Annotated in this window: 14 protein-coding genes; 12 read left to right on the top strand and 2 right to left on the bottom strand. The window is 62.7% G+C overall.

The genetic code is table 11. From position 1 onward, the window contains the following. The first annotated feature begins 53 nt into the window (after positions 1 to 53). The 7 genes from E1809_RS00205 to E1809_RS00175 all read left to right on the top strand — a co-directional run bounded on the left by E1809_RS00205 (position 54) and on the right by E1809_RS00175 (position 10,399). Positions 54 to 1,901, top strand: a complete 1,848-nt coding sequence (locus tag E1809_RS00205) for an ABC transporter ATP-binding protein (protein WP_133202230.1) — start codon at positions 54 to 56, stop codon at positions 1,899 to 1,901. 425 nt (positions 1,902 to 2,326) lie between these two features. Next, on the top strand, positions 2,327 to 4,009 hold the full coding sequence (locus E1809_RS00200; protein ID WP_133202229.1) for a peptide ABC transporter substrate-binding protein: 1,683 nt from the start codon (positions 2,327 to 2,329) through the stop codon (positions 4,007 to 4,009). 138 nt (positions 4,010 to 4,147) lie between these two features. After that, positions 4,148 to 5,077 carry an ABC transporter permease gene (locus E1809_RS00195; RefSeq protein WP_133202228.1) on the top strand — a complete coding sequence of 310 codons (930 nt, stop codon included), beginning with the start codon at positions 4,148 to 4,150 and terminating at the stop codon, positions 5,075 to 5,077. 7 nt (positions 5,078 to 5,084) lie between these two features. After that, the gene (locus tag E1809_RS00190) at positions 5,085 to 6,035 is read left to right on the top strand and encodes an ABC transporter permease (protein WP_133202227.1); all 951 of its coding nucleotides are present in this window, start codon (positions 5,085 to 5,087) and stop codon (positions 6,033 to 6,035) included. Between the two features lie 11 nt (positions 6,036 to 6,046). Beyond that, positions 6,047 to 7,759, top strand: a complete 1,713-nt coding sequence (locus tag E1809_RS00185) for a dipeptide ABC transporter ATP-binding protein (RefSeq protein ID WP_133202226.1) — start codon at positions 6,047 to 6,049, stop codon at positions 7,757 to 7,759. A gap of 290 nt (positions 7,760 to 8,049) precedes the next feature. Further along, a complete protein-coding gene (gene typA / locus E1809_RS00180; RefSeq protein ID WP_133202225.1) occupies positions 8,050 to 9,978 on the top strand; it encodes a translational GTPase TypA in 1,929 nt (642 codons plus the stop codon). 43 nt (positions 9,979 to 10,021) lie between these two features. Beyond that, positions 10,022 to 10,399: a hypothetical protein gene (locus E1809_RS00175; RefSeq protein WP_133202224.1), complete on the top strand. Its 378-nt coding sequence runs from the start codon at positions 10,022 to 10,024 to the stop codon at positions 10,397 to 10,399. On the opposite strand, the gene E1809_RS00170 is transcribed toward E1809_RS00175, so the two are convergent. Next, a complete protein-coding gene (locus tag E1809_RS00170) occupies positions 10,400 to 10,906 on the bottom strand; it encodes a helix-turn-helix domain-containing protein (RefSeq protein ID WP_133202223.1) in 507 nt (168 codons plus the stop codon). A 63-nt stretch (positions 10,907 to 10,969) separates the two neighbouring features. Here E1809_RS00170 and E1809_RS00165 point away from each other — a divergent pair, with 63 nt between their 5' ends. Further along, entirely contained in the window at positions 10,970 to 12,250 is a 1,281-nt protein-coding gene (locus E1809_RS00165; RefSeq protein ID WP_133202222.1) for an MFS transporter, read from the top strand. A gap of 177 nt (positions 12,251 to 12,427) precedes the next feature. After that, positions 12,428 to 13,252 (top strand): type IV toxin-antitoxin system AbiEi family antitoxin domain-containing protein, encoded by an 825-nt coding sequence (locus E1809_RS00160; protein ID WP_133202221.1) that lies wholly within the window; start codon positions 12,428 to 12,430, stop codon positions 13,250 to 13,252. Positions 13,253 to 13,668: 416 nt separating this feature from the next. Here the strand turns inward: E1809_RS00160 and E1809_RS00155 are convergent, their stop codons facing one another. Then, positions 13,669 to 13,911: a putative acetyltransferase gene (locus tag E1809_RS00155; protein WP_165962161.1), complete on the bottom strand. Its 243-nt coding sequence runs from the start codon at positions 13,909 to 13,911 to the stop codon at positions 13,669 to 13,671. A 136-nt stretch (positions 13,912 to 14,047) separates the two neighbouring features. Here E1809_RS00155 and fdxA point away from each other — a divergent pair, with 136 nt between their 5' ends. The 3 genes from fdxA to E1809_RS00140 all read left to right on the top strand — a co-directional run bounded on the left by fdxA (position 14,048) and on the right by E1809_RS00140 (position 17,053). Further along, a complete protein-coding gene (gene fdxA / locus E1809_RS00150) occupies positions 14,048 to 14,374 on the top strand; it encodes a ferredoxin (RefSeq protein WP_018776555.1) in 327 nt (108 codons plus the stop codon). A gap of 15 nt (positions 14,375 to 14,389) precedes the next feature. After that, positions 14,390 to 15,538 carry a succinyldiaminopimelate transaminase gene (dapC, locus tag E1809_RS00145; RefSeq protein WP_133202483.1) on the top strand — a complete coding sequence of 383 codons (1,149 nt, stop codon included), beginning with the start codon at positions 14,390 to 14,392 and terminating at the stop codon, positions 15,536 to 15,538. Between the two features lie 231 nt (positions 15,539 to 15,769). Further along, complete coding sequence (locus tag E1809_RS00140) at positions 15,770 to 17,053, top strand: citrate synthase (protein WP_133202219.1); 1,284 nt, start codon at positions 15,770 to 15,772, stop codon at positions 17,051 to 17,053. Positions 17,054 to 17,178 lie beyond the last annotated feature (125 nt).

Genomic DNA, 17,178 nt, shown 5'->3' with positions numbered 1-17,178 from the left:
TACTTCACTAATCACCTTGTGGAGGGTGGCCCGGGTGGAAGGGAAGACCCACCATGACTGACAACGCTATTCCCGAACCGGAAGCCACACCGCTTGAAACGGCTTCGGACAGGGTTGAGCCGGGACGCGTGGTCCTGGAAGTGCGTGACCTCAGCGTCGACTTCGGCGTGGAGAAGAAATGGGTGCCGGCCGCGATTGGCCTGAACTACGAGGTCCGGGCAGGTGAGGTCCTGGCGATTGTCGGTGAGTCCGGCTCCGGGAAGAGCGCGAGTTCCATGGCACTTCTGGGGCTGTTGCCCAGCAACAGCCGCGTGCGGGGAAGCGTCAAGCTCGGGGGCAAGGAGTTGCTCGGGGCCAAGGCTTCGGCCATCAGGGAAGTTCGCGGCAAGGATGTGGCGGTGATCTTCCAGGAGCCTATGACAGCGCTTAACCCCGTTTACACCGTAGGCGCCCAGATTGTGGAGACCCTGCGGCTGCACAACACCATCTCGCCGGATGAAGCGAAGCAACGCGCCCTGCGGATGCTTGACCTTGTGGAACTCCCCGATCCGGAAAAGGCCTTCAAGTCCTACCCGCACCAATTGTCGGGCGGGCAGCGGCAACGAGCCATGATCGCCCAATCGTTGTCCTGCGACCCCAGGCTCCTGATCGCGGACGAACCGACCACCGCCCTGGACGTCACGGTGCAGGCCGAAATCCTGGATTTGATGCGGCACCTCCGCAATAAGCTGGATAGCGCGATCGTGCTCATCACGCACGATATGGGCGTGGTGGCCGACCTCGCCGACCGCATCGCCGTCATGCGCAAAGGCGTCATCGTGGAGACCGGAACGGCGCAGCAGATCTTCAGCAATCCGCAGCACGAATACACCCAGGCGCTCTTGGCTGCCGTCCCGCACCTTGGCCAAAGCGCGGAGTCCGCGGATGTTGACGTCACCGCCGCCTTGGCAGCTGCAACCAAGACGGAGCTGGACTCCGTTGAGCATGACGAGTTGCTGCGTCGCGAGCGCGAGAACCAGGAGGCCCTGAAGGCTGCCGCCGAGGAAGCTGCAAAGCCCAAAGGCAGCCCGGTCCTCGAATTGATCGACGTCGCCATCGAGTACCCGAAGCAGGGCCGCGTCCCCGCCTTCCGAGCGGTTGAAGGCGCCAACCTCGTGATCTACCCCGGGCAGGTCGTAGGCCTGGTCGGCGAATCCGGTTCCGGCAAAACGACCATCGGACGTGCCGCCGTCGGGCTCTTGCCGGTGGCCGCAGGCAAGATGCACGTGGTGGGGCAGGATATTTCCGCCGCCAAGCGGAACGGCAAGCAACTCCACCAGGTCCGGCGCGATATCGGCATGGTCTTCCAGGACCCGTCGTCCTCGCTCAACCCGCGTTTGCCGATTGGTGAGAGCATTGGCGAGCCCATGTACCTCGCCGGGGTGGCCAAGGGTGTGGACCTGCAGAAGCGGATCGAGAACCTCCTCGACCAAGTGGAACTTCCGCGGAGCTATCGCAACCGATACCCGCACGAGTTGTCCGGCGGCCAGAAGCAGAGGGTTGGAATCGCCCGGGCGTTGTCGCTCCAGCCCAAGCTGATGGTGGCGGATGAGCCGACGTCGGCGCTGGACGTTTCCGTGCAGGCCAAGGTGCTGGAACTCTTCCAGAGCCTCCAGAAGGAACTGGGGTTCGCGTGCCTCTTCGTCACGCACGACCTCGCCGTGGTGGACGTGCTGGCCGACCGTATCTGCGTGATGCAACGCGGGCGGATCGTGGAGCAGGGAACCCGCGACCAGATCCTGCGCAACCCGCAGGAGGCGTACACGCAGCGGCTGTTGGCTGCCGTTCCCCTTCCGGACCCGGAAAAGCAACGGGAGCGCCGGGAACTGCGTGAACAGTTGATGGCCGCCGGGATCGAGTAGCGCCCTCCAGCGCCACCTCCGGCGTGGCAGCATAGCCTGCCCTTGACGACGAAAGAGCCCTGAGCCAACCGGCTTCGGGGCTTTTTTGCGCTTGCGGCGCCGATGCTTTAATCCATCTCCGCGGTGTTTCGGGTACTGCGAGAAACCCCGGATTTCCGCGGGAAAACAAGGGTCAGGCCTGACAAGTCTACCAGTGAGTAACCTGTTACGTGAAGTGACTGCTTCATTTACTTGAAATGACTGCTTCATTACTAAAACTGTCATATGCATAATCGCTGGAAAGTGCCAAGAGGATTCCATATTTCGGACAAGCTGTGGTTAGGATTACACATCCATGTAGGCCTCGTCACAGGACATCTCTGTGCCTGGCCCAGCGGCAACCGTGAGTTGCCCTGACTAATCCCCCTGACTCCATAGGAGGCGGAATGCGTTTCTCGCGCACTTCCACAGCTCTTGGCTTGCTCGCGGTTGCCGCACTTGCCCTTACCGGATGCGGCGGCGGCGCCAGCACCGGAGGCAGCGGTCAGGCCGCCGGCGATCCGAACAAGATCATCACCGCATACAGCAATGAACCCCAGCACCCCCTGATGCCGGCCAACACCAACGAGGTGTACGGCGGCCGCGTCGTCGAGCTCCTTTTCGAGGGCCTGACCAGCTACGACGCCAGTGGAAAGACCGTGAACGAACTCGCGGACTCCATTGACACCACCGATGGCCAGAACTACACGATCAAGGTCAAGAAGGGCACCAAGTTCACCAATGGCGAGGAAGTCACCGCCAAGAGCTTTGTCGATGCCTGGAACTTCGCCGCGCTGAGCACCAATGCCCAGGCGAGCAGCAGCTTCTTCGAGTCCATCGAAGGCTATGACGCCGTCAGCGCCACCAAGAAGGAGACCGGAGCGGACGGCAAGTCCAACGACGTGCCTGCGCCGACTGCCCAGACGATGTCCGGCTTGGTCCTGAAGGACGACTACACCATCTCCGTGAAGCTGTCGCAGCCGGAAGCCGACTGGCCCCAGCGTCTCGGCTACTCCGCGTTCATGCCGCTTCCGGCCGAAGCGCTGAAGGACCCGAAGGCATTCGGCGAAAACCCGATCGGCAACGGCCCCTACAAGATGGCAGCCAAGGGTGCCTGGCAGCACGACAGCCAGATCGCCCTCGTCAAGAATGCCGACTACCAAGGCGAGCGCACCGCCAAGAACGGTGGCGTGACGTTCAAGTTCTACACCGATCCGGCACCGGCCTACACTGACATCCAGGCCAACAACCTCGACGTCACCGACGTCCTGCCGACCAACGCGCTGAAGACCTACACCACGGACTTCCCGGACCACAACCTGAACAAGGCTTACGCCGGCAACGCGACGCTCAACATCCCGAACTACTTGCCTGAATTCCAGGGAGAGGCCGGCAAGCTCCGCCGCCAGGCCATTTCCATGGCGATCAACCGTGACGAAATCACCAAGGTGGTCTTCAGCGGAACCCGCATCCCGGCCAAGGACTTCACCTCTCCGTCCATTGACGGCTACAACGACAACGTCCCCGGATCCGACGTCCTGAAGTTCGACGCCGCGAAGGCAAAGGACCTGTGGGCAAAGGCAAACGCCATGAGCCCGTGGCCCGCAGGCAAGGTCCTGCAGCTCGCTTACAACACCGACGGCGGCAACAAGGAATGGATCGACGCCGTTGCCAACAACCTGAAGAACAACCTCGGCATCCAGGCCGAAGGCCAGCCGTTCGCCAAGTTTGCCGAGATCCTGAACCTCCGTAAGGCAAAGACCCTCCCGGGCTTCACCCGCGCTGGCTGGCAGGCAGACTACCCGTCCCTGTTCAACTTCCTCGGACCCGTCCTCCAGACCGGCGCCAGCGCCAACTACGAGGGCTACAGCAACCCGGCTTTCGACAAGCTGCTCCAGGAAGGCCTCGCCTCCAAGACCACGGCGGATGCCAACCAGAAGTTCACCCAGGCACAGGAGATCCTCTTCCAGGACCTGCCCAACCTGCCGCTGTGGTACCAGGCCCGCCAGGTCGTCTGGAGCCAGAACGTGAGCAACGTCGACTCCGGCTGGAACGGCGACCTGCTCTACTACAACATCACCGCTAAGTAGTCCACTGGACCTGTTCCAAGCTCGCTAGCGCATTTGGGGGTCCGGTGTCACACCCGGGCCCCCGAACGCGCTTGCACCGGCACGAAAGCTGTCCCACATGAAATCCCACATTTCCACGAGCCTCGAGGGAACCTTGCTGTGATCCAGTACATCCTCCGGCGTCTGCTACAGGTCATTCCTGTCTTCCTGGGAACCACCCTGCTCGTCTACTTCATGGTTTTCGCCCTCCCCGGCGACCCCATTCGCGCACTATTCGGCGACCGTCCGCCGAGCGAAGCCGTTATTGCCGCGCTTCGCCAGCAATACAACCTGGACCAGCCGTTCTGGGTCCAATACGGACTGTTCCTCAAAAACCTGTTCACCTTCAACCTCGGCGTGGACTTCACCGGACAGCCGATCGCTGCCACCCTCGGCCGCATCTTCCCGGTGACTGCCATGCTCGCCATCGAAGCCCTCGCCATCCAGGCGGTCTTCGGTGTTGCGTTCGGCCTGATCGCAGGCCTGCGCAAAGGAAAGCTGTTCGACTCCACCGTGTTGGTCGCATCGCTCGTTGTCATTGCCGTTCCCACTTTTGTCCTGGGCTTCGTGCTCCAGCTGCTCGTCGGCGTCCAGCTCGGCTGGGCCAAGCCGACCGTCGGTTCGAGCGCTGACTGGGGGACGCTGATCCTCCCGGCGACGGGCCTTGGCCTGGTGTCCTTCGCCTACGTCTTGCGCCTGACCCGTGCTTCGGTCATCGAGAACATGAACGCCGATTACGTCCGCACCGCCACCGCGAAGGGCCTCTCGCGCCCCCGGGTGGTCCTGGCCCACATCCTGCGGAACTCCATGATTCCCGTGGTCACCTACCTGGGTGCGAACCTCGGCGGCCTCATGGGCGGCGCCATCGTCACCGAAGGAATCTTCAACGTGCCCGGCGTCGGGCAAAAGCTCTACCAGGCGGTGATCCGCAGCGAAGGCCCCACCGTCGTGGCCATCGTGAGCGTATTGGTCCTGGTGTTCGTCGCCGCCAACCTGTTGGTCGACCTCCTGTACGCCTGGCTTGACCCCAGGATTCGCTATGAAAAGTAGATCCGCTATGAAAAGTAACCGCCAGATCGAGCACTATGTTGCCCCCATTGACGAGACGCCCCTGCTGGCGACCGATACGCTCAAAGTAGACGCAGCACCGCTGAGCCTGTGGGCGGATGCATGGCGGAAGCTCCGCCGTCGTCCGCTGTTCATCATCTCGGCACTCATGATCTGCCTGCTTCTCGTCGTTGCGTTCTTCCCGGGCCTGTTCACGCAGACCGCGCCGAACGACAACTGCCAGCTAAGCGACTCCCTCGGAGGCCCCTCGGCCGGGCACCCCCTCGGATTCACCTTCCAGGGCTGCGACATCTATTCCCGCATCATCCATGGCACGCAGGCATCCCTGACTGTCGGCGTCGTGTCCGTCATCTTCGTCCTGATCATCGGAGTGACGCTGGGTGCCCTCGCCGGCTTCTTCGGCGGCTGGATCGATACCGTCATTGCCCGCCTCGGCGATATCTTCTTTGCCCTTCCGCTGGTCCTTGGCGCGCTGGTTGTCACCCAGCTCCCGTTCTTCCGCGAGAACAAGAGCGTCTTCACGGTGGTCATGGTCATCGTGATGCTCGGTTGGCCGCAAATGGCACGCATCACGCGCGGCGCGGTCATCGAGGTCCGCAACGCGGACTTCGTCACCGCCGCACGCTCCTTGGGCGTCTCGAAGATCGGAACGCTCGTCCGGCACGTGGTACCGAACGCCCTTGCGCCGATCATTGTCCTGGCCACCATGGAACTCGGCGTCTTCATCGTCACGGAGGCAACGCTTTCCTTCCTCGGCATTGGCCTGCCAGGAAGCATCATGTCCTGGGGCAATGACATTTCCGCGGCGAAGGACACGCTGCGCACCAACCCCGAAGTGCTGCTGTATCCCGCGACGGCACTGTCCATCACGGTCTTGAGCTTCATCATGCTTGGCGACGCGCTGCGGGACGCCCTTGACCCCAAGAGCCGCAAGCGATGAAGGAGGCAATTATGACAACGTCCAACGTGACCATCAACGAGGCCGATACCGAAGAGCGGCCGCTTCTGGAAATCCGGGACCTCGCCATCTCCTTCCAGACGGCCAACGGGGAATTCCAGGCCGTCAAGAACGCGCACCTGACCATCATGCCGGGTGAGACGGTCGCCATCGTGGGGGAGTCCGGTTCGGGGAAGTCGACGACGGCGCTCGCGGCCATCGGCCTCCTGCCGGAAAACGGCAAGGTTTCCGGCGGCCGGATCCTTCTCGACGGCGAAGACATCTCGCACGCGCCCGAAAAGCGGATGATCGAACTGCGTGGCAACACGATCGGCATGGTTCCGCAGGATCCGATGTCCAACCTCAACCCGGTGTGGAAGATCGGCTACCAGGTTCGCGAGACGCTGCGTGCCAACGGCAAGCCCAACGCCCCGGCCGACGTCGCAAGGGTCCTGGCCGAAGCCGGCTTGCCGGACTCGGCGCGGCGCGCGAAGCAGTACCCGCACGAGTTCTCCGGTGGCATGCGCCAGCGCGCCCTGATTGCCATCGGCTTGTCCTGCCAGCCCCGGTTGCTGATTGCGGACGAACCGACGTCGGCGTTGGACGTCACTGTGCAGCGGCAGATCCTCGACCACCTCGAGACCATGACGTCGGAGCTTGGCACGGCAGTCCTGCTCATCACCCACGACCTCGGCCTCGCCGCCGAGCGGGCGGACAAGGTAGTGGTCATGTACCGCGGAAACGTGGTGGAAGCCGGACCCTCCCTGGAACTGCTGCGCAACCCGCAGCACCCTTACACCCAGCGGCTCGTCGCGTCGGCGCCCTCGCTGGCTTCCCGCCGGATCCAGGCTGCCAAAGCCGAGGGAATCCAGGCCGAAGAGCTTCTGGCACCCACGGAGACCATCGTGGAAAAGGCCCTGACCGAGGACGTGCTGAAGGTCGAAAGCCTGAGCAAGGTCTTCAAGCTGCGTTCGAGCATCGGCAAGGCCACGGACTTCACCGCGGTGGACAACGTCTCTTTTAACGTCAAGCGCGGTACTACGACGGCGATCGTTGGGGAGTCGGGGTCCGGCAAGTCCACTGTGGCCCAGATGGTCCTCAACCTCCTACCGCCGACATCCGGCCGGATCGTGTTCGACGGCGTGGACACCTCCACGTTGAAGAGCCGGGAGATCTTCTCCTTCCGTCGCCGCGTCCAGCCGATCTTCCAGGATCCGTACGGTTCCCTTGATCCGATGTACAACATCTTCAGGACCATCGAGGAACCGCTCCGGACCCACAAGATCGGGGACAAAGCCAGCCGCGAAAAGAAGGTCCGGGAACTGCTGGACCAGGTGGCGTTGCCGCAGAGCACCATGCAGAGGTACCCGAACGAGCTCTCCGGCGGCCAGCGGCAGCGCGTCGCGATTGCCCGGGCTTTGGCTCTGGACCCCGAAGTGATCATTTGCGATGAAGCCGTCTCGGCCTTGGACGTGCTGGTCCAGGCCCAGGTGCTGAACCTCCTGGCTGAGCTGCAGGCCAACCTCGGCCTGACCTATCTCTTCATCACGCACGACCTCGCTGTGGTCCGGCAGATCGCCGACCACGTGTGCGTCATGCAGAAGGGCAAGCTCGTTGAAACCGGAAGCACGGACGAGGTCTTCGATTCGCCGCAGCAGGACTACACGAGGGCACTGCTCAATGCGATCCCGGGTGCGAGCCTCATGCTTCCGCCGGCGGTGGCCTGAGCTGCGGCGGTGGCCTAAGCCGCAGCGTTGAGCTGAGATGCGGCCGGAGCTGCCGATTGGCCGGTGTCCCTTCTCGCGGGGATGCCGGCCTTTCGGTTTGCCGCGAACCGTCCGCCCCTGTGATGAGGAGCACAAAATAGTGCCCGTAGGGGCGATTTTTAGGCCAACAAATACCGCAGCGTTTAGACTCTAATAAGGTGCCCTGTGCAAAGGGTCTGATCCGTCGTGCGTTCCGGTTGGGGATGTCGCGATACTACAGCTGACTTCACCACTGAATCGAGCCATAACGCATGTCTGAAACCACTACCAACATCGCTGCGGCCACTGCCTCGCGCAGCGACCTGCGGAACGTCGCGATTGTGGCGCACGTTGACCACGGCAAGACCACCTTGGTCGACGCCATGCTCAAGCAGACCAACTCCTTCGCCGAGCACAACCACCTCGAAGACCGCGTCATGGACTCCGGTGACCTGGAACGCGAAAAGGGCATCACGATCCTCGCCAAGAACACCACGGTTGCCTACAACGGCCCGTCGTCGAACGGCGAAACCATCACCATCAACGTGATCGACACCCCCGGCCACGCCGACTTCGGCGGCGAGGTGGAGCGCGGCCTGTCCATGGTTGACGGCGTCGTCCTTCTCGTGGACGCCTCCGAAGGTCCGCTGCCGCAGACCCGCTTCGTGCTGCGCAAGGCCCTCGCCGCGCACCTTCCAGTCATCCTGCTCGTCAACAAGACGGACCGTCCCGACGCCCGCATCGAAGAGGTTGTCCACGAGTCCATGGACCTGCTGCTGGGCCTGGCATCCGACCTCGCGGACGAAGTTCCCGATCTTGACCTCGACAAGGTCCTTGAAGTTCCCGTGGTCTACGCGGCCGCCAAGGTGGGCCGCGCGTCCCTCGAGCAGCCGGCTGACGGCGCCGCTCCGGACAACGAAAACCTGGAACCCCTCTTCAAGACCATCATCGAGCACATCCCGGCTCCGACGTACAACCCCGAGGGCGTCCTCCAGGCCCACGTCACCAACCTCGACGCTTCGCCGTTCCTCGGCCGCCTCGCCCTCCTGCGTATCTACAACGGCACGCTCCGCAAGGGCCAGACCGTTGCTTGGGCACGCGCCAACGGTGAGTTGAAGAACGTCAAGATCACCGAACTCCTCGCCACCAAGGCCCTGGACCGTGTCCCGGCAGAGTCCGCCGGGCCCGGCGAGATCGTGGCCGTCGCCGGTATCGAGGAAATCACCATCGGCGAGACCCTCACCGACGTCGAGAACCCGCAGCCGCTTCCGCTCATCACGGTTGACGACCCCGCGATCTCCATGACCATTGGTATCAACACCTCGCCGTTGGCCGGCAAGGTCAAGGGCGCCAAGGTTACGGCCCGCCAGGTGAAGGACCGCCTGGACAAGGAACTGATCGGTAACGTCTCCATCAAGGTTCTGCCCACCGAGCGTCCCGACGCCTGGGAAGTTCAGGGCCGTGGCGAGCTCGCGCTGGCCATCCTCGTCGAGCAGATGCGCCGCGAAGGCTTTGAATTGACTGTCGGCAAGCCACAGGTGGTCACCCGCACCATCGACGGCAAGCTCAACGAGCCGATGGAACACATGACCATCGACGTTCCTGAGGAATACCTCGGTGCCGTCACCCAGCTCATGGCTGCCCGCAAGGGCCGCATGACCAACATGGCCAACCACGGAACCGGCTGGTGCCGCATGGAATTCATCGTTCCTGCCCGTGGCCTCATCGGCTTCCGCACCAAGTTCCTCACCGACACGCGCGGCGCCGGTATCGCGTCCTCGATCTCCGAGGGCTACGAGCCGTGGGCCGGCCCCATCGAATACCGCACCAATGGTTCGATGGTCGCCGACCGTGCAGGCGTAGTCACCCCGTTCGCCATGATCAACCTGCAGGAGCGCGGTTCCTTCTTCGTGAAGCCCACGTCCGAGGTCTACGAAGGCATGATCGTGGGCGAGAACTCCCGCGCCGACGACATGGACGTCAACATCACGAAGGAAAAGAAGCTCACCAACATGCGTGCGGCGTCTTCGGATTCCTTCGAGAACCTGACCCCGCCGCGCGAGCTGACCCTCGAAGAGTCCCTCGAATTCGCCCGCGAAGACGAGTGCGTGGAAGTCACCCCGGAAGACATCCGCATCCGCAAGGTGATCCTGGACGCCAACGAGCGTGCCAAGGCGACCCGTGCGCGCGCCAAGGCCTAAGCTGGCCCTGCCTGCAGCCTGACGCATCCTACGGATAGACGAAATGAATAGAAGAGCCGCTGGAACACTACGTGGAATTGCCGTAGCTGTTCCGGCGGCTCTTTTTGCTGCCTTGGCCGGCACGGCGTTGCACAGGCAATCCCTCGCGATATCCGGCGTCGACATCTTTTGGGGTTGCGCTGCCGCCCTGCTCTTGCTCGCGGCGCTCCAGCTGCTGCTGGGTGCGTGGTCGCGTTCTTTGATCCCGACGGCGGTCGTCGGGATTGTTTGCTACGCGACGGTCGGGCTCTTGTCGACCGGCGGGACGGGCAAGCAGCTGATCGTCGCGGACCTGCCCGGAAATGTGTGGGTCTTCGGGATCGCGGCAGTAACTGTCGTCATGCTCTTGTGGTGCCACCGGTACCGCCGCCGACGTGAGTAGCTAATCCGCGGTGGGATCCCGGTGGTGGGCGATCAGCAGCGAGGTGGCCTCGCCGTCGTCGTCCGCGGGTAGTTGCATGTACTCCTCCACCACGGCGCGCAGCTTTGCCATCATCTCCTGTTGGCGGGCCGCGTTGAACTTCACCCCGAGCCGCCAGACGTCGATATCCTCCGGAGCGAGTCCGCGGGTTTCCTGCACGAAAGTTTCAATCAGGACCGGGGAAATGTTGTCTACAGGAGTGCTCCACGAGGTGCGCGTGGCGATATAAGGCACCTCCTTCGCGCCCCGTTTTCCTTTGCGGCCCTCCTGCGGCGCGAGGAAACCAGTACGGACCAAAGTCCGGACGTGGTGCAGGCTGGACGCCGGGTTGATACCCAGCAAACCGGCAATTTCCTTGTTGGTACGTGCTTGGTGCAGGCACAGCCGAAGGATCCTCAAGCGCAGGGGCGAGCTGAGGGCCCGCCCCTTGGCGACAAGATCGGCATCGGTCCGCTCTTGTTCGGTCATGGACGCCAGTGTAGCCACCAGCAAGTGATTGACATATCCCAATCAGTGCGTGAAACTGGGCGCGTGACTGCCGGGACCACGCGCACAGACCAGGCCGCCGCATCTCTCTGGCGAGACAAGAACTTCATCACTTTCTGGTCGGGCCAGGCGGTCAGCCAGTTGGGTGCGCAACTGGGACAACTCGCCTTTCCCGTCCTTGCCGTTGCGCTGCTGTCGGCAAGCGAATTCGAAGTCGGGGCGCTCAATGCTGCGGGATTGGCGGCGTTCCTTGTGATCGGACTTCCGGCCGGGGCATGGGTGGACCGCTGGTTGAAGCGCCGGACCATGATGCTGGCCGACCTCGTCCGTACCGTTGCGATGGCAAGCGTCCCGGTCCTGTGGTGGTCGGGTGTCCTTCAGATGTGGCACCTCTACGTGGTGTCCGCCGTGGTCGGGGCAGCGACCGTCTTCTTCGACGTTTCCTACCAAAGCTACGTACCGGTACTGGTTGACGCGGCAAAGGTGCCACAAGCCAACTCCAAGCTTGAGGCTACCTCGCAGATTGCCCGGATCGGCGGTCCTGCAGCCGGTGGCGCACTCCTCGCAGTTGTCTCGGCACCCGTGCTTTTTGTCGGAGAGGCTGCCGGCTATCTCTTGTCCGCCGTTTTCCTGTTCCGGACACGGGATGCCGAGCAGCGGATCCCGACGGCGGATCGGCGTCCGTTGGGCAGCGAGATCAAGGAGGGCCTCGCTTTTGTGGCCAAGCACCCGTTGATCAGCAGGATCGCGGCGTGCACGGCAGGAGTCAACTTCTTCACGACCATTGCCTTCACGCTGATGCCGATCCTGGTGTTGCGGGAATTGGAGCTGGGACCGCAAGGCATGGGCCTCATCATGGCAGTGGGTGCCGTCGGCGGATTGATCGGAGCCGTTGCCGCGCCCCGTTTCGCCGCTTGGACCGGCGAAGGCACCGCCATCCCGGTGGCATCCATCATCAGCTCGGTCTTCCTCCTCCTTGTCCCGCTGAGCGTATTCGCCCCGGAGCGTTGGATGTCTCTGGTGATGCTCATCGTTTCCGACTTCGGTTTCGGCTTCGGTGTCCTGGTGTACAACATCATGCAGCTCAGCATGCGGCAGCGCGTGTGCCCACCCCGCCTCCTCGGGCGAATGAACGCTTCCATCCGCTTTGTGGTGTGGGGCGTCATGCCGATCTCGGCGCTTGCCTCGGGCCTGCTCGCTGAGAGCTTAGGACTCGTCCCCACGCTATGGATTGCGTTAGCCGGCAGCGTGCTCAGCGTGGCGCCGGTGTTGTTCTCCCCGCTGATGGGAATGCGCACGCTCCCCGACGCCGTCCACCACCCCTGACCCCCGCGGAGCATGCCCATTGTCCACGCTCAACAGTGGACATATTGGCAATATGCGCATTCCTTGGCCTCCGCGCCTCGCATGCTCATTGTCCGTGCCCAGAAATGGACTGCTGCGTTGTCCACATACGGCAAAACGCCCCTTCTGCCGGCTTCCGACGCGGGAGACGATGGCGGCATGCATAAGATCGATGGCGTACTTTCCAAGTTCGACGGCGTTGCGCGCGCCAAACATTTTGCGGCGGCGGGAATCTCCGATTTTCAGCTAAGGGCTGCGCTGGCGAAGGGACAGGTCGGTCGGGTTGCCCGCGGGGTTTATGCGAGGCAGGGAGCAAATCCCACCCTTGTAGCTATCCGCTCCCTCCCGGCCGAACCAGCCTGTATCTCGGCCGCTGAATTGGCAGGATTATGGATCGTCGAAAGGCCTCGGGTGCCGCATGTTGCCGCTCCGCATAGCCGCAAATATCCCGGATTCATATGCCACAGATCTGCGGCTCCTCCCACCCTGCTGGATTCGGTTGTCCAAGCGTTGCGATGCATGCCGGATTTGGACGGCCTCGTCATAGCCGAGTCCGCGGTGGCGCTGGGCAAAGTGGAGCTGTCGGCCTTGCGTAACCGACTTACCGGACGGAACGATTTGAGGGAACGCCGGCTGGTGTCGATGATCGTCCCGCAATCCCAGTCGACCATTGAGTGCATTGCCAGGTTCCTGCTGCGTCAAGCCGGATTTCACGTCGAGTCGCAAGTGAATATTCCAGGCATGGGACATCTGGATCTCATGGTGGATGGGAGGCTGGGAATTGAAACCGATGGAACCGGCTTCCACATGGACAAAGCGAGTTTCGAAGAAGACCGACGCCGTTGGAACGTCACCACCAGGCTCGGCGTACCCACTTTGGTGGTGAGCCACGCTCTATTGGTCCAAAGGCCGCGAGAGTTTGTGTGGATGGTCAGGGAAACGTTGAAATCCTTCGATCGCGGCCTTACGACACAAGCGGCTTAGCCCACGGGCATGGTGGGAGCACTGGGGCTTTCGAGGCAGGTACAAAACTCGACTCCATTAAAAGAGCGCGTCGATCCGGATTAGAGTACGCGTCCGGCTAGCGAAGCGCGTCGAGCCGGATCAGAGAATCGAACCCGGCTAGAGAGACGTCTTGGGCCGAATTAGGAAACTTGTCGGGCTAGAGAACTGTGTCGGCCCGGATGAGCGAAACGAGCCGGGCTGGCAGAGGACATGCCCAGCTCTGTCCGCGAAAAATGGACATGCTCCTTAGCGAAGCGTTTGCCACCGAGGAGCATGCTCATTGCGAGGCGCAAGGAATGGACATATAGGGAATATGCGCATTCCTTGGCCCAAGGGAGGCGCATGCTCAGCTGGGGAGTAGGCGGGGGCGCATGTCCGTTGGGAGAGGGAGGTACCTACGCTCGACCACTCCGGGCTTCGCGGCGTGGGGGTGGGGGCGGGACTTCCTTGGCCGCTACCACGAGCGCCAAAGGGATCTCGACGTCGGATTGACGGGTGCGGACAGTGCAGGAACCAGCGGTGGCGGATAACAAGTAGCCGAGGGCGTCGGTGAAGCCGCCATCTACCCGGTAACGAACGACCACCCGGGTCCCGGAGGCGGCGTTGAGCAGGAAATCCTGGGGGCGGAGGAAGGTCACCAGTTCATAGTAGGACGCCCGAGTAGGTTGGCGAGTTCGGGCTGGTGGATAATAGGCTCAGAATTCGATGTACCGGCAACAACGCCGGTGGTACTACCCGGAGATGTTCCGGGGCAACTGTGGAGAGGCAAGGGACGTGACCTACGTAATCGCGCAGCCATGTGTAGACGTCAAGGACAAGGCGTGTATTGAAGAATGCCCTGTCGACTGCATTTACGAAGGTGAACGGTCCCTGTACATCCACCCGGACGAATGCGTCGACTGTGGTGCGTGCGAGCCCGTTTGCCCGGTGGAAGCCATCTACTACGAAGACGACACTCCTGAGGAATGGGCCGACTACTACAAGGCCAACGTCGAGTTCTTCGATGACCTCGGTTCCCCTGGCGGAGCAGCCAAGATCGGCAACACCGGGAAGGACCACCCGTTCATCGCGGCCCTGCCTCCGCAGAACCAAGACCACTAAGGACGGTTGCCCCTCTTGATTTCCGCGGCCCCCGCCTTTGGACTCAACCTGCCCGATTACCCGTGGGAAGCCATGGCACCTTATGTGGCCAAAGCTGCGGAACACGCGGATGGCGTGGTCAACCTTTCCATCGGCACTCCCGTGGACCCTACGCCGGAGTTGATCAGGGCGGCGCTTGCCGGCGCCGCTGACGCCCACGGGTACCCGACGGTTCACGGCACGGAGGCCTTGCGCGAAGCCGTGTCCGGCTGGTTTGCCAACCGTCGCGGCGTCCCTGGCCTTGACCCGCGGGACATCATGCCGACCGTCGGGTCCAAGGAACTGGTGGCCTGGCTGCCGTTCCTCCTGGGACTCGGTGCGGGAGACGTCGTCGTCCGGCCCACCGTTGCGTACCCGACCTACGACATCGGGGCCATGCTCGCAGGGGCTACGCCGGTAGCTGCGGACAACCTGGACGAGCTGGATGCCGCGACCCGCGCGAAGGTCCGGCTGGTCTGGATCAACTCTCCGGGCAACCCCACCGGAAGCGTCCGGGACGTTGAGTCCCTTCGGGAGGTTGTCGCCCAGGCCCGGGAAGTCGGCGCGGTGGTGGCTTCGGATGAATGCTATGCCGAACTTGGCTGGGGCGAATGGGACGCCCAGCGTGGCGGCGAAGCCGTGCCCAGCGTGCTCGACCCCCGGGTTTCAGGCGGTTCCACGGACGGCTTGCTGTGCGTCTATTCGTTGAGTAAGCAATCGAACCTCGCAGGATACCGGGCCGCTTTCGTTGCTGGGGACTCGTCGATCGTTGCCAACCTGGTCAACAGCCGCAAACACGCCGGCATGATCGTTCCTTTCCCGGTCCAGGAAGCCATGCGCGTCGCACTCGGCGACGCCGGGCACGTCCTGGCCCAGAAGGACCTTTACCGGGGCCGCCGCGAACGGCTCCTCCCGGCACTCCAAAAGTTCGGCTTGGAGATTCAGGAATCCAAAGCCGGCCTCTACCTTTGGTCCACCGCGGGGGAGCAGACCTGGGATACCGTCCAGCGTTTCGCTGATCTCGGCATCGTGGTCGGCCCGGGCGTGTTCTACGGCGAAGCCGGCAACGGCTTCATCAGAGTGGCGCTCACGGGCACCGACGAACGCATCGATGCCGCCGTCGAGCGCCTGAACGCCACTCAGTAACAATCCTGTGACTTGTGGCACAGGGCGCGTCATTCCGCCAGTAATCGGAGCTAGTGAATTAGTTTGTCCCGCTTACTGGCGGTAGCTTTTAACTGACTATCAATGGTGGCTTTCCCCGCGAAAGCAGTCCCGCCCATCACTCCTGCGGACCCGCAGGCCAAGGGCGGTGTCACCAGATGGTGGTTGGATCAAGCTTTCGACCGAGGCCAAGAGCCTCATGAAGGGGACTCCATGACTGAGACCACCAGCGCTACCCTGCGCCATGCCGGCGGAGAGCTCGAGCTCCCGCGGATCAAGGTTGTAGAAGGGAACGAAGGATACGACGTTTCCAAGCTGCTGAAGCAGACGGGCGCCGTCGCCTATGACCCCGGCTTCATGAACACCGCCGCCACCACGTCGGCAATCACTTACATCGATGGCGACGCCGGCATCCTGCGCTACCGCGGCTACCCGATCGAGCAGCTTGCCCAGCACTCCAGCTTCCTGGAAGTTTCCTACCTGCTGATCTACGGCGACCTTCCCACCCCTACGGAGCTGGAAGAGTTCGACCGGAAGATCCGCCGCCACACCCTGCTCCACGAAGAGCTCAAGGGCTTCTTCGGCGGCTTCCCGCGTGACGCGCACCCGATGCCCGTGCTTTCTTCGGCTGTTTCCGCGCTGTCCACCTTCTACCAGGACTCCTTGGATCCGTTCAACCCGGAACATGTGGAAGTGTCCACGATCCGCCTCATGGCCAAGCTTCCGGTTATCGCGGCCTACGCGCACAAGAAGTCCATCGGCCAGCCGATGCTGTACCCGGACAACTCCATGAACCTGGTGGAGAACTTCCTGCGTTTGAGCTTCGGCCTGCCGGCAGAGCAGTACGAACTCGATCCGGTTGTCGTGAAGGCCTTGGATCTCCTCCTGATCCTGCACGCCGACCACGAGCAGAACTGCTCCACTTCCACCGTCCGCCTGGTGGGCTCGTCCAACGCGAACCTCTTCGCTTCGGTTTCGGCCGGCATCAACGCACTCTTCGGTCCCGCGCACGGTGGCGCCAACGAAGCTGTGTTGAAGATGCTGCGCCAGATCCAGGCCGAGGGCATCAAGCCCGAGGACTACATGGAGAAGGTCAAGAAGAAGGAAGACGGCGTCCGCCTCATGGGCTTCGGGCACCGAGTCTACAAGAACTACGACCCCCGCGCGAAGATCATCAAGGCCACCGCGCACGAGATCCTGGGCAAGCTTGGCGGCAACGACGAACTCCTGGACATCGCGCTGCGGCTCGAAGAGAAAGCCCTGGCGGATGATTACTTCATCCAGCGCAAGCTCTACCCGAACGTCGATTTCTACACGGGCTTGATCTACAAGGCCATGGGCTTCCCGGAGAAGATGTTCACCGTCCTGTTCGCGATCGGCCGCCTCCCCGGCTGGATCGCCCAGTGGCGCGAAATGATCAACGACCCCCAGACCAAGATCGGCCGTCCGCGGCAGCTCTATACAGGGGAACCTGAGCGCAACTACCCGGCGGTCTAACGCCCAGCGCAAGAACTGACATAACGACGGCGGCCGCTCACCTCGCGCGAGGTGAGCGGCCGCCGTCGTTCCAACGCGGGGTCATTTACGGCCCATCCCGGGCGCCACCATGGGCCGTAGGTGAC

Source organism: Arthrobacter terricola (assembly GCF_004354015.1).
GTDB lineage: Bacteria > Actinomycetota > Actinomycetes > Actinomycetales > Micrococcaceae > Arthrobacter > Arthrobacter terricola.
Note: the sequence above shows the minus strand (reverse complement) of the source record. Positions and strands in the feature narration are given on the sequence as shown.

Excerpts from the sequence above, each read along its gene's own strand:
- E1809_RS00205 (WP_133202230.1), top strand. The coding sequence starts at position 54 with ATGACTGACAACGCTATTCCCGAACCGGAAGCCACACCGCTTGAAACG.
- E1809_RS00200 (WP_133202229.1), top strand. The coding sequence starts at position 2,327 with ATGCGTTTCTCGCGCACTTCCACAGCTCTTGGCTTGCTCGCGGTTGCC.
- E1809_RS00190 (WP_133202227.1), top strand. The coding sequence starts at position 5,085 with ATGAAAAGTAACCGCCAGATCGAGCACTATGTTGCCCCCATTGACGAG.
- E1809_RS00185 (WP_133202226.1), top strand. The coding sequence starts at position 6,047 with ATGACAACGTCCAACGTGACCATCAACGAGGCCGATACCGAAGAGCGG.
- typA (WP_133202225.1), top strand. The coding sequence starts at position 8,050 with ATGTCTGAAACCACTACCAACATCGCTGCGGCCACTGCCTCGCGCAGC.
- E1809_RS00175 (WP_133202224.1), top strand. The coding sequence starts at position 10,022 with ATGAATAGAAGAGCCGCTGGAACACTACGTGGAATTGCCGTAGCTGTT.
- E1809_RS00170 (WP_133202223.1), bottom strand. The coding sequence starts at position 10,906 with ATGACCGAACAAGAGCGGACCGATGCCGATCTTGTCGCCAAGGGGCGG.
- E1809_RS00160 (WP_133202221.1), top strand. The coding sequence starts at position 12,428 with ATGCATAAGATCGATGGCGTACTTTCCAAGTTCGACGGCGTTGCGCGC.
- E1809_RS00140 (WP_133202219.1), top strand. The coding sequence starts at position 15,770 with ATGACTGAGACCACCAGCGCTACCCTGCGCCATGCCGGCGGAGAGCTC.